This is a genomic window from Paracoccus sp. FO-3 (assembly GCF_006386455.1).
Classification (GTDB): Bacteria; Pseudomonadota; Alphaproteobacteria; order Rhodobacterales; family Rhodobacteraceae; genus Paracoccus; species Paracoccus versutus.
Window position 1 is genome coordinate 1 of the sequence record NZ_VCBQ01000125.1, and the last position, 11891, is coordinate 11891.

Annotated in this window: 12 protein-coding genes and 1 pseudogene; 7 read left to right on the top strand and 6 right to left on the bottom strand. The window is 62.2% G+C overall.

The genetic code is table 11. The features are described from left to right. Nucleotides 1-383: 383 nt before the first annotated feature. The 5 genes and pseudogenes from FE811_RS23075 to FE811_RS23090 all read right to left on the bottom strand — a co-directional run bounded on the left by FE811_RS23075 (nucleotide 384) and on the right by FE811_RS23090 (nucleotide 4769). Nucleotides 384-1598 (bottom strand): annotated as a pseudogene (locus tag FE811_RS23075) (IS256 family transposase). Beyond that, nucleotides 1543-1905 (bottom strand): hypothetical protein, encoded by a 363-nt coding sequence (locus FE811_RS27650; protein ID WP_181180938.1) that lies wholly within the window; start codon nucleotides 1903-1905, stop codon nucleotides 1543-1545. Before FE811_RS27650 ends, FE811_RS23075 begins: the two are co-directional and overlap by 56 nt. Before the next feature lie 85 nt (nucleotides 1906-1990). Further along, nucleotides 1991-2956 (bottom strand): response regulator, encoded by a 966-nt coding sequence (locus FE811_RS23080; RefSeq protein ID WP_072463932.1) that lies wholly within the window; start codon nucleotides 2954-2956, stop codon nucleotides 1991-1993. Beyond that, nucleotides 2953-4290 (bottom strand): sensor histidine kinase KdpD, encoded by a 1338-nt coding sequence (locus FE811_RS23085; RefSeq protein WP_072463933.1) that lies wholly within the window; start codon nucleotides 4288-4290, stop codon nucleotides 2953-2955. Before FE811_RS23085 ends, FE811_RS23080 begins: the two co-directional genes overlap by 4 nt. After that, a complete protein-coding gene (locus tag FE811_RS23090; protein ID WP_083539298.1) occupies nucleotides 4287-4769 on the bottom strand; it encodes a molybdopterin-dependent oxidoreductase in 483 nt (160 codons plus the stop codon). The genes FE811_RS23085 and FE811_RS23090 overlap by 4 nt, the downstream gene beginning before the upstream one ends. 136 nt (nucleotides 4770-4905) lie before the next feature. Here FE811_RS23090 and FE811_RS23095 point away from each other — a divergent pair, with 136 nt between their 5' ends. The 7 genes from FE811_RS23095 to FE811_RS23125 are packed head-to-tail and all read left to right on the top strand — an operon-like array spanning nucleotide 4906 to nucleotide 11048. Then, a complete protein-coding gene (locus tag FE811_RS23095; protein ID WP_072463934.1) occupies nucleotides 4906-5385 on the top strand; it encodes a hypothetical protein in 480 nt (159 codons plus the stop codon). A 1-nt stretch (nucleotide 5386) separates the two neighbouring features. Further along, the gene (locus FE811_RS23100) at nucleotides 5387-5959 is read left to right on the top strand and encodes a hypothetical protein (RefSeq protein WP_011749576.1); all 573 of its coding nucleotides are present in this window, start codon (nucleotides 5387-5389) and stop codon (nucleotides 5957-5959) included. A gap of 8 nt (nucleotides 5960-5967) precedes the next feature. After that, nucleotides 5968-6447, top strand: a complete 480-nt coding sequence (locus tag FE811_RS23105) for a hypothetical protein (RefSeq protein WP_011749577.1) — start codon at nucleotides 5968-5970, stop codon at nucleotides 6445-6447. Continuing rightward, nucleotides 6444-6971 (top strand): hypothetical protein, encoded by a 528-nt coding sequence (locus FE811_RS23110; protein WP_011749578.1) that lies wholly within the window; start codon nucleotides 6444-6446, stop codon nucleotides 6969-6971. Before FE811_RS23105 ends, FE811_RS23110 begins: the two co-directional genes overlap by 4 nt. After that, the gene (locus tag FE811_RS23115) at nucleotides 6968-7492 is read left to right on the top strand and encodes a hypothetical protein (protein ID WP_011749579.1); all 525 of its coding nucleotides are present in this window, start codon (nucleotides 6968-6970) and stop codon (nucleotides 7490-7492) included. Before FE811_RS23110 ends, FE811_RS23115 begins: the two co-directional genes overlap by 4 nt. Nucleotides 7493-7515: 23 nt before the next feature. Then, a complete protein-coding gene (locus tag FE811_RS23120) occupies nucleotides 7516-8487 on the top strand; it encodes a hypothetical protein (RefSeq protein WP_072463935.1) in 972 nt (323 codons plus the stop codon). Continuing rightward, on the top strand, nucleotides 8484-11048 hold the full coding sequence (locus FE811_RS23125) for a VWA domain-containing protein (protein ID WP_140848950.1): 2565 nt from the start codon (nucleotides 8484-8486) through the stop codon (nucleotides 11046-11048). Before FE811_RS23120 ends, FE811_RS23125 begins: the two co-directional genes overlap by 4 nt. A gap of 4 nt (nucleotides 11049-11052) precedes the next feature. On the opposite strand, the gene FE811_RS23130 is transcribed toward FE811_RS23125, so the two are convergent. Beyond that, nucleotides 11053-11810 (bottom strand): IS5 family transposase gene (locus FE811_RS23130; RefSeq protein WP_114669055.1). Its coding sequence is split into 2 segments (ribosomal slippage): nucleotides 11053-11486 and nucleotides 11486-11810, totalling 759 coding nucleotides; the frame shifts between segments, so codons are not numbered across the junction. Nucleotides 11811-11891 lie beyond the last annotated feature (81 nt).

The following is an 11891-nucleotide window of genomic DNA, read 5'->3' on the forward strand; positions in this document are numbered from 1 at the left end:
GACTAATTTCGCACCGCCATTCTCAGGGCGGGGAATTGAGCGCCGCCATTCGAAAATTACGGACCAACAGAGACGCCGTGATGGCCTGCTTCAGTTCAATCCGCGACCCGTCCGCGCGGTAATCACGGCCAGGACGTCCCAGGGAACAGCGGCAGGCGTGGTATTGGATCACTGGCTATTCAAAGCAGCGCGAGCGGTGCGATGGTCTGGAAACGGTGCATCCAGGGCAACACGCTGCGAAGGGACGCAAATATCCATCATTACAAAATAATGGAACGTGCCGGCCTCCGGCGTTTCTATCGGCTCGGCGCCCGTTTCGCCGGCCACCGGGAGTGTCAGGAACTCTGTGTATCTGAGCGGGCCCATGCGGTTTTCAGATACGTTCAGGCGTCGAAGCGCCCGGCGAACATTATGGCCAGCTGATTGCGGGCCGCAACCCATTCCCGGACGGCGCGGCCGCCCTTCTCGAAGTTGCGGATGGCCAGGAAGATCAGCTTCGTGGCAGCTTCCTCGGTCGGGAAGGAGCCCTTGGTTTTCAGCGTTTTCCGCAGCACCCGGTTCAGCGATTCCACTGCGTTGGTCGTATAGATGATCTTCCGGATCGCCGCGCTGAAGGCATAGAACGGCGTGACCTCGGCCCATGCCCGACGCCAGGCCGGGGCGATGGAGGGGTATTTCCCAGCCCATTTTTCTTCGAATGCCTCCAACTGGCGGGCAGCCTCCTCGGCGGTCGGGGCTTCGTAGATCGGGCGCAGATCGGCGGCCACCGCCTTGCGGTCCTTCCAGCTGCAGAAGTTCATGGAATGCCGGATCAGGTGAACGATGCAGGTCTGGACCATGGTCTCGGGGAAGGCCGCGGTGATCGCCTCGGGGAAGCCCTTCAGCCCGTCCACGACGGCGATCAGGATGTCCTGGACTCCCCTGTTGCGCAGCTCGTTCATCCCCGACAGCCAGAACTTGGCGCCTTCGTTGTCGGCGATCCACAGGCCCAGAACCTCGCGTTCGCCATCCCGGGTGACGCCCAAGGCGATGTAAACGGCCTTGTTTTTGACCATCCGACTGTCGGCGTCGCGGATCTTCACGCGCAAAGCGTCGAAAATGACGATCGGATACATCCGGTCCAGCGCCCGATGCTGTCATTCCCGGACCTCGTCCAGCACGGCATCGGTGACGCGGCTGATCAGGTCGGGCGAGACCCGCAGGCCGTAAAGATCCTCCAGATGAGCCTGGATGTCGCGCACTGACAAACCGGCGGCATAGAGCCCGATGATCTTGTCGTCGACGCCATCGATCCGGGTCTGGCCCTTCTTCACCAATTCCGGCTCGAAGCTGCCCTCCCGGTCGCGCGGCACCGAAAGCGGCACCTCGCCGTCAGAGCCCTTCACCCGCTTCGTCGCGCTCCCGTTCCGGCGGTTGGCCTGTTCGGCTGGCGGCTCAGCTCCGACCTCATAGCCCAGATGCGCGGTCAGTTCCGCACCGAGCATCCGTTCCATCAGCCGGATCTTCAGCTCCTTCATCAGCCCTGCATCGCCAAGCAGATCCTCAGGCCGCTTGCAGCCCTTCAGCAGCTCGTCCAGCAGTTCGTCGGAAATCGTCATCGTCCTTGCTCCTCTCAGGAAGCATGGACCCAATCACCCATACACAGAAGACCTGACACTCTCCGGCCACCTGACGATCCTCGAGGAACAATTCCACTCTTTGCGATTGCAAGGTCCGTTCCCGGCAATCCACACGCATCAATTTGGCAGCAGCATCGAAGGATATATCACGGACCGTGCGGATGGACTTAAAGAAGGTCCACATCCAGACATCCACCGGTGTCTCCGGCGCAGCTTCCGGCAACTCACCGGCTATCATTGTAGCCATCATCGGGTTTGAAGCGTTCGAATGAAGCGACGAGAACATATGAGAACATACTGACTACAAGTCCTTCGTGTTCGTTGCGGAACGGTCTTGATCGCTATGTCAGATATTCAATGCGCCGCTTCACTCAGGTCACCGGCTGCGCCAGTGGTACTGACAGAATCAACGCCACCAGTTCCGCCTGCCTTTGCACGCCGGTCTTGGAGAAGATGTTTCGCAGATGGAATGCGACGGTCGTGCCCGAGATCGCCAACCGGTCTGCAATCTGGCTGCGGCGCAGCCCTTCTGCCAACAAACACGCGACCTGGGCTTCCATCGGCGTCAGGCCGAACAACTGGCCAAGCGTCGCAGTGTCCATAGGAGGTTTGCTGTCTGTGCCGCTCAGTATCAGCATGGCGACCGCCTCATCATGGTGCGAGTGCGCTGGCAGCGACATCCCGATAATCATGAGCTGGCACCCATCGTCCAAGCGCAACCCCGTCGGCGCCATCCCTTTACCCGGGGCCAACCCTGCGATCAACGCGGACAGCTTCCGGCCATTTTCGCCGCTGGCGGCAAAACGCCCACTCAGCGAGATTCCGGCCGCGCCCGACAAGCTTTGGGCCAGAGGATTGGCATGGACCACGCCGCCATTGGCATCGAGCAGCACCACGCCAAGAGCCAGGCGGTCGAGGGCGGCCAGGCCAGATCGATCTCCCGGCATTGCGCGCAACCTTTGCATCCGGTTCAGGCGCGCTTCAACGGTGGCACGAAGCAGGTCGTAATCAATGGGCTTGGTCACATAATCGTCGGCCCCCGCCATGCGCCCATCGATTACCTGCTGGCGCGAGGACAGGGCAGTCAGAAAGACAAAGGGCACGTCATCAAGATCGGGTCTCGTCCGGCGCAAATGGGACATGAACCTCTTGCCGTCCATGCCGGGCATCAGGATGTCACAGAGGATCAGATCGGGGCGCTGCCTTTCCAGACAGGCCAGCGCCTCGCGCGCATCTCCGGCGGCGCTCACGATGTAACCGGCCTCGTGCAGTTCGAAGGCGATGTCGTCGCGCAGGGATGGTTCATCCTCGACACACAGGATCAGTGGCGCGGTCATGCGACGTCATCCTTCGGCAGGTAAAGCGCGGCTGTCAGGCCTCCCCCGTCACGCTGCGTCAAGGTCACGTCTCCTCCCTGTATTCGCGCCAGATCGCGCGCAAGCGTCAGCCCCAATCCCGAGCCGGGCAAAGTCTCGTGCCCGCTGCCTCGGTAGAACCTGTCAAAAGCACACTCAATCTCTTCGGGCGACATACCCCTCCCTCTGTCCTCGATCCGACAGACGATGCAGTCCCGCGACTGAAAAACACTCACATCGACGCGGCAATCGGGCGGAGAATACAAGAGCGCATTGCGCAGGAGGTTGGACAGGATTTCGGCGGTCAGCATCGGATCGCACAGCGCGACAGTTGGTTCTGTTTGCACCGACTGCCGAATACGGGCCGGGTCGCGGTCCCACGCCGTCGCCATCAGGTCATCAATGACTGAAGATACAAGATCGTTTAGGTCATGGGCGCGCAGGCTAGGAAGAACCGCATCGCGTTCCAGCCGGGACATCATCAATGCGGTATCTGTCAACTTCACGAGCCGCGCGACCGCCTCACGGGACACCGCCGCCTTTTCCGAGATCAGTTCTGGTGGAACCGGGCCGCCGCTGCGCCGCGTCAGGCGGTGCATCGCGCTGTCGATTACGGCTAGCGGCGTGCGGAACTGATGGGCAATCAGGTCGGCGAACCGGCGGTGGTTCTCGGAGGTTTCGCGTTCGCGTTCCAGATCGCTGGCGAGCTTCTCAGCCCGCAGGTGGTCCAGCTGTCCGCTCATCAGCCGCCTCTCACGATCGATCAGGATTGCCACCAGCCCCAATCCCGCTACAGCAGCCCCCAGCACTGACATCAGCGCAAGCAAATGCAGGTGCCTCAGGCTGTCCAGGCGCGTGGCCTGACTCTGCCATTCATGGGACATCACCAGACTCGCCTTGGTCCTTAGTGCAGCGACCAGCGCCGTGACATGTGCCCGCAGCGCGGCCGGATCGGCACCTTGCGCGGGGTCAAGCGCCAGAAGCCCACTGCGCCAGCGTGCAAGTGTTTCGGACACTCCCGCATTCTCGAGAAAGCGACGTTGCGGCCCATCTTCCAACTGCGTCAGCCGCGAAACCAATATATCAAAACGGGTCTGGATCTGTTGTGGCGCTGCCTCATCCGAGAGCGCCAGCGCAAGGTTCAAGGCCTCGATCTGCGTCTGGCCAAAGACCCAGATCATGTTCTCGGTTGCGGCAATGCGCATCTGGCGTTCCAGCACCACAAGCTGCCACGCAGCCAGCGCCAACAGGCCCAGGCAGATCGCCACCAGCCCACCAAGCCACAGATAGCGGGCCCGCCCGCCTGTGCCGGTCATTGCACATGCAGCGCGACAAGCTGCCAGACCCATCGCATGTCATACCGTATATCGGCCAGAACGCCGTGATTGTCGCGCGGATAGACGATCCAGACTGGACCCTTGTCACGCGGGGTCAGAGGCACGTCATCCATGTAAAGCGCGGCTAGAACATCAAACCGGTGAAAATCCTCGACAGGTATATCGACGACATAGTCGTTCAACGCTGTCGCGCGCACACTACTTCCCTCGGCTCCGGCATGGGCGAGGACGTCTCGCATCAGCACACCGCGGAACTCCGGCCTGCCATCTGTGACGCTGGTCGATGTCGAAAACTCATGCCAGTCCATCGTATCGAAATCCGCGCGCGTCATCTCCACTCTGCCGTCCGTGACCGCGCCGGTCAGGGTCAGCAGGACGTCCTCGGCAGCCGCTGGTACGGCCATGAACACAAGTGCCGTCATCAACGCGGTCTGAACGATGTGATACCGCAAGCTCATCACCACAACCCAAAATGAAAACCAGGTTCCGGACTGAACTCTATCACAGGAGACTACATGTTCCCCGTTCAAACGAACGGGGCGGCCAGTCTTGAGCAGAACTAAACTCGGAATCAAACAGTAGGAGGATCTACGCTTGACCATCTTCTCGACCATGCGAAGAGCGGGCATACCTGTTCTGGCCTGTCTTCTGGCGCTGCCGGCGCTGGCCGACGAGCCTGGAGGGCTGGTTACCGGCAGTTTTGGCGATCAGCCGCTGGAGCTGACTGTTGCCCCCGAATTGTCCGGCGCGACGATCATCGGCAACTATGCCGATGCCTCCTTGCTTGCCTCACAGATGGAGGGCGATCAGGGGCCGGTCAATCTGGAACTGACGATCAATGGCGAATTGCCCGCGCCCGGCGAAATGGCGCTGACGATCATCTTTGCGCGCGACATGGGACGGAATTGGACCGGCGATCAGGACAGCCTGACACTGACCCTGGAGGAATTCACGCCGGGCGACGGGATTGTCGCCTTGAAGGGCACGCTCACCGGGCAAGTCAGTGGCGGCCCCTCATCCGAAACCCGGCCCGTCACCTTCAGCTTCGACACCCGGCTTGAAGAGCTTGACTGAGATGGCTGGACCCGCCTTTGCCCGAACTGCGGCCCTGCTGCTGATCGCTACGGCAACCTCAGCACTGGCCGGTGAACCGTCCAACCCGGTCTGCCACGCGGACGTCCATCGCGCCGGTAATTTTGACCTGCGACAGATTGGTCCGCTGATCGCGGGAACGTGGACCGAAGCCGCCATCGGAACGAGTGTGGCAATAGGCGTTCAGGAGAGCACCTTCGAGATCATTTATGATCGGAACCGCAACCGATTGTATCTGGGTTCGGACGGCATTCAGACCGAACTGGTGCCGGTTCGAGGTGGCAACAAGCCGCTGCGCTTTGACTTTGTGCGTGGCGAGGCAATGGACCCGCAGTTTTATATGTTGACTTCAACGGGTTCCGAGCCCGGCGCGGAGCCTTGGGAATGGGCGTTGGTTCAGGATTGCCAGATTGCCTCGGCGCCGCAATTCGAATGGCAATTCGGCACCGGTGCGCGGCGCTCGGACGGGATCATCAGTTTCTTCTCGGCCAATGAGGCGATGGGAACAAAACGCAATTCGGCGCGGGGCGTCCGCGAACAGCTGATCAGCCGATAGGAATGCCAATGAAGGTGCTTGTCCCGCTTGTCCTGGCCCTCGGAATCGCAACCCCCGCTGGTGCATTGGACGCCATCGGCGAGATCGGGGCAAACTTGGACGGTGAAGAACTGAACTGGCAGGTGATGCGTCAGGATGATGGCTCGGCGATGGTGCAGATCACCGATATCGGCCCGCTGACCATGATCGAACTGCATGCACTTGGTGACGGCAGCATTTCTATCGGCCTGATCTTTCACGGCAAGCCTTCCGGAGATACGCCGCCCGCCGGTCTGACCATCGACATGCGGCCCGATCGCGGGGCGATGGCGGGCGCGGTCTGGGAAAGCGAGGAAGAGCCGCCGCAGATGTCGATCGACCTGCTGGATCTTGAGGATGAAGGCCGCATCCAGGCCAGCTTTGCGGCAACCCTATGCCGCCGGGATGCCCCGGACGACTGTCGCGACGTCGAGGGGCGGATCGACACGTCGTTGGGTGCAGGCCCATGACACTGGCCGAGTTTCTGGCTGATCCGCTGCGCGTGACGCAAATCTCCGACAGCGTGCTGGAGATCGAGAATCGTCCGGTCCGGCGGGCGGTGATTGCTGCGGCGGTGATATTGGTGGCGATCGCGGCGGGCCTGGCAGCCATCGGGGATGGTGCGACCGGAACGGGGATCATCGTGCTTGCCGTGGTGGGCCTGATCGGTTGGCTCTACATGCACGAGTTGGTGCAGCTGACTCAACTGAGCCTGGACAGGCATGCCGGTCTTGTCCGGCTGCGTGTGACCACATTGCGCGGGCGGCGTGAAGAGACATTCGCACTCTCGGACCTGCACAAGCTGGAAAGCATCGCGCACTATGGCACGGCGGCAGGAAACGATGAGACCCGGCTGGTGCTGATTTGCGGATCGGGACCAGAGCGGCGCGAGATCATAGTGCCCATGTTCCGCCCGGATCCCGAAGAGGTGGCGCATCTGACGGGCGTCGTCAATGGCTGGCTTTCCCGCCAGGGAAAGGGAAACCCGTCATGAGTATTGAGACGAATACGCCCGAACGACTGGAACTGGAACTGGCGATACCGCGCTTTATCCTGTGGTTCGTCATGCTGCCTGTCCTGCCGATCACCCTGATCGGGCTGGCCAATCTGATCGGGGGAGAAATCCTGACCGCGCTGGTGCTGCTGGTCGGGCTGAACGGGGCCTTTCTCGCGGGATATATCGCCCTGTCCGAGCGCACACGGCTCAGGTTGGACGCAGGGTCGGGGCTGGTCAGCATCATCCGGACATCGCGCCTCGGCACGCGTCAGCGGGACTATCCGCTCGAGGCGCTCGACAGTGCCGAACTTGACCGCAGCCATACCTCGCGAGAGGACCGCAGCACCTCGAAGGTGGTTCTGGTTTTTCGCAACACCCGCCCGGCAACACGGGTTCCGTTGTCACGTTGGGGCGTATCGGGCGATGGACCTGGGCAGGTCGCCAATGACATCAATGCCTGGCTGCGACGCCATTTCGGGGGCGAACAGACTGCCCCCGCATCTCAACCTTCAAGCTGATTGCCCCAAAAGGAACCGGAGCCATGTGGGATTTCAATATCGGACAAGCTCTCGGACTGTTGGGCCGAACATTGCCTTTCGTGCTCCTGCGTGCCGCCGTCTATTTCGGAATCACACTGGCCTATATTCTGGCCACCGGCGCCGGTATCGGGGTCGGCTGGGGCGTTGGCGCCTTCGGGGATGACGAGTTCCGCGCGACCGCGATGGCTTGGGGCGGCATTGCCGGCTTTGGCCTGACCGGCGCTGTAATGTACTGGCTTCGGGAATACATTCTCTACATCGTCAAGGCAGGCCATGTCGCGGTTCTTGTCGAACTGATTGACGGCAAGCCCCTGCCGGAAGGACGCGGCCAGATCGCCCATGCAACGGCCGTGGTGAAGGGGCGCTTCGGCCAGGCCTCACTGCTCTTCGCGCTGGACCAACTGGTCAAGGGAGTCATTCGCGCCGTCATCGGCCTTGTGCGCGGTGTATTGTCCATCCTGCCGATCCCCTATGTCCGGCAGTTGATGGGCATTGTGCAGGCCTTCCTGCGCGTGGCGGTGGGCTTCATCGATGAGGTGATCCTCGCCCATGCCATCCGCACCCGCTCGACCGATCCCTGGGGATCCGCACGCGAGGCGCTGGTGCTATATGGCCAGAACTGGAAGGCGATGCTCCGGAACGCCGCCTGGCTGACGCTCTTCACCTATGGTCTCGCCTTCCTGATCTTCCTCGTGATGCTCGCCCCGGCAGCGGCACTGGTCTACGTCATGCCCGGCGCCTGGTCGGCGGGCGGCTTCGTTTTCGCGTTGCTGTTCGCCTGGAGCGTCAAGGCTGCCTTTCTCGAGCCCTTCGCCGTCACCTGCCTGATGCAGGTCTATTTCAGGATCACCGATGGCCAGGAGCCCGACCCTGAGTGGGATGCGCGGCTGGAGCAGATGTCCTCACATTTCCGCAAGCTGAAAGAGCGCGCCGGTGCCCGCTTCGGGACAGCGCGCGATGGAGAAGCCGCATGAGATCTCTTGTGACCGCCGGGCTTATCGCCCTGACATCCGCCCTTGCGCCGGCGGCGCTTGCCCAGGAGCGCCCCAGCACGATCCTTGTTTTGGACGCCTCGGGGTCGATGTGGGGGCAGATCGATGGGATAAACAAAATCACCATCGCGCGCGATGTCGTCGGGGACATTGTGTCGGATTTCCCCGCCGATCAGAATCTCGGTTTCGTCACCTATGGCCATCGCGAGCGCGGGCAATGCGCGGATATCGAAACCTTGGTCGAACCCGCGCCCGGCACTGCGGCAGAGATCGCCGGCATCGTTGAAGGGTTGAACCCGCGGGGCATGACCCCGATGACCGATGCCGTCGTCACCGCGGCTCAGGCGTTGCGCCACACCGAACAGGCGGCGACGGTGATCCTGGTTTCCGATGGGATCGAGACCTGCAATCCTGATCCCTGCGCCGCCGCCCGCGCATTGGAAGAAGCGGGCGTAGATTTTACCGCCCATGTCATTGGCTTCGATGTGCGGGGCGAAGCCGACGCCCTGTTGCAGATGCAATGCATCGCCGAGGAAACCGGCGGCCGCTTCCTGACTGCCGACAATGCCCAGGAACTCAACCAAGCCTTGCGCGAGGTCACTGCCGCGCCGGCCTCAGGGAGTTTCACCTTCACCGCAAATCTCGGAGGCGAGGAGATCGGCGACGAGACCATCTGGGAGCGGCCAGCAGCGCCACTGGAGCTTCCGCTTCTGTCCGGCGAGGTGATCTGGGAGATATCGGATACTTCGTTCAACATGGTGCAGACCGGCACCGCGAACCCCTTCATCACGGATCTGCCGTTCGGCGACTATATCGTGACGGTCCATTCGACGGCGCAGGACGACTTCTCGCAGACCGAGGCCAGTTTGGCGTTGGACAGCGCGCGCAATGTCCACGCCATTTTCCCGCCCATCACGTCGCAACAGCCCACCGCCCAGGTCTTCGGCCCTGCACAAACCTTGGTTGGCTCCGCGTTTACGGTGAGCTGGGAAGGTGAGGGTCTGGCTCCGCGTGATTATGTGACAATTGTCCCCGCCGACGCCGAAGACGGAGCCTATGCGGACTATGACCGGCTGGAGAACCGTACCGAAGGCGAGCTTCGTGCACCTGCCGAGCCCGGTCTCTACGAAGTGCGTCTGCAATTGGACGCGGGGGACCGCGTGCTCGCCCGCACCCCGGTCGAGGTGGTTGATGCCGACGTCACGGTCTCCGCACCCGCCCAGGTCGTTGTCGGGTCGGCATTCCCGGTCACCTGGCAGGGCGAGGGCCTGCACCCGCGCGACTACGTGACAATCGTTCCCGCCGGTTCGGCGGACGGCACCTATGCCGACTACGATCGCATGCAAGGTCGGAGCGAGGGCGAGCTGCGGGCGCCTGCCGAGCCTGGCCTCTACGAAGTGCGCCTGCAATTGGACGTGGGGGACCGCGTGCTCGCCCGCACCCCGGTCGAGGTGGTCGATGCCGAGGTTGCTGTCTCCGCGCCGGCTCAGGTCGTTGTCGGGTCGGCTTTCCCGGTCACCTGGCAGGGTGAGGGCCTGCACCCGCGCGACTACGTGACGATCGTTCCCGCCGGCTCGGCGGACGGCACCTATGCCGATTACGATCGCATGCAAGGTCGGAGCGAGGGCGAGCTTCGCGCGCCTGCCGAGCCCGGCCTCTACGAGGTGCGCCTGCAATTGGACGCGGGGGACCGCGTGCTCGCCCGCACCCCGGTCGAGGTGGTCGATGCAGAGGTCACGGTTTCCGCGTCGGCCCAGGTCGTTGTCGGTTCGGCGTTCCCGGTCACCTGGCAGGGTGAGGGCCTGCACCCGCGCGACTACATCACGATCGTTCCCGCCGGCTCGGCGGACGGCACCTATGCCGACTACGATCGCATGCAAGATCGGAGCGAAGGCGAGCTTCGCGCGCCTGCCGAGCCTGGCCTCTATGAGGTGCGCCTGCAATTGGACGCGGGGGATCGCGTGCTCGCCCGCACCCCGGTCGAGGTGATGGATGGTAATGTTTCGCTTGACGGACCGGACAGGGCGCGGGCCGGCGCCGAGATCACGCTATCCTGGACCGGTGCCATACATCCGCGCGACTACATAGCCATCGTTCCCGGCGGCACACCGGACGGCGAGCAAAGTGGCTATCGCCGTATTCAGGACGAAGATCAGGCCACGTTCACTGCACCCGCGGAGCCTGGTGCCTATGAAATCCGCTACCATTTGGACCGCGGCGATCGGGTCATGGCCCGGCGACCGCTCGAGGTGCTGGCGGCGGATGCGCCGATAGACGAGGGTGCCGGGCTTATGGTTCCTGGTACAGCAAGGCCGGGCGATATCGTTACAGTTTCGTGGACAATCGAAGCTGGCGATGCCGACCGGCGCGTGGCGCTGGCACGAGCTGATGCGCCCGACTTTACCTGGATTACAGTCCATCACGTGGGCGACGAAACCGAAACGGTAATCAAGCTCCCGGACGAGCCGGGACAATACGAAGTGCGGTTTCTCGACCTTCAAAGCCAGAGCGTTCTCGGACGCGCGATGATCACGCTCGGCTAAGGAGTCATAGCCAATAAATGACGAGCGCCGCGAGTGCGATGGCGGAGAGGAAGACCTTTGGGCATCTGTCGTATCGGGTCGCCACACGTCGCCAATCCTTGAGCCTGCCGAACATGATCTCGATGCGATTGCGCCGTTTGTAGCGTCGCTTGTCGTATTTCACGGGCGTCTTGCGCTGCTTTCGGCCGGGGATGCAGGTGCGTATCCCTTTGTCTTTCAACGCGTCTCTGAACCAGTCGGCGTCATAGCCCCGGTCCCCGAGCAGCCATTCCACGTTTGGCAAGCTACCCAGCAAAGCCCGTGCGCCGATGTAGTCGCTGACCTGCCCGGCGGTGACGAAAAGATTGAGTGGGCGTCCCTGACTGTCACAGACGGCGTGCAGCTTGGTGTTCATGCCGCCCTTCGTTCGGCCAATCAGGCGTCCACGCCCCCCTTTTTCGCGGCCATGCTGGTCGCGGTTCGGTGGGCTTTGAGATAAGTCGCGTCGATCATGACCGTCTTTTCCTCGCCGTGATCGGCTGCCAGGCCAGCCATCATCTGCGCAAAGATGCCCTTGTCGCTCCACCGCTTCCATCGGTTGTAGAGCGTCTTGTGGGGGCCGTATTCCGCAGGCGCATCGCGCCAACGCAACCCATTGCGATTGATGAAGATAATCCCGCTCAAGACACGCCGATCATCGACGCGGGGTTTGCCGTGGGACTTCGGAAAATAGGGCTCAAGACGCGCCATCTGGGCGTCGGTCAACCAGAAGAGATCAGACATGTTCACCGCTCGTTTTTCGAACCGTGAATCACGCAGCCTCGCAGAAATCAATGGGTCCTTCTCTATTCGGCGTCCTTAGGT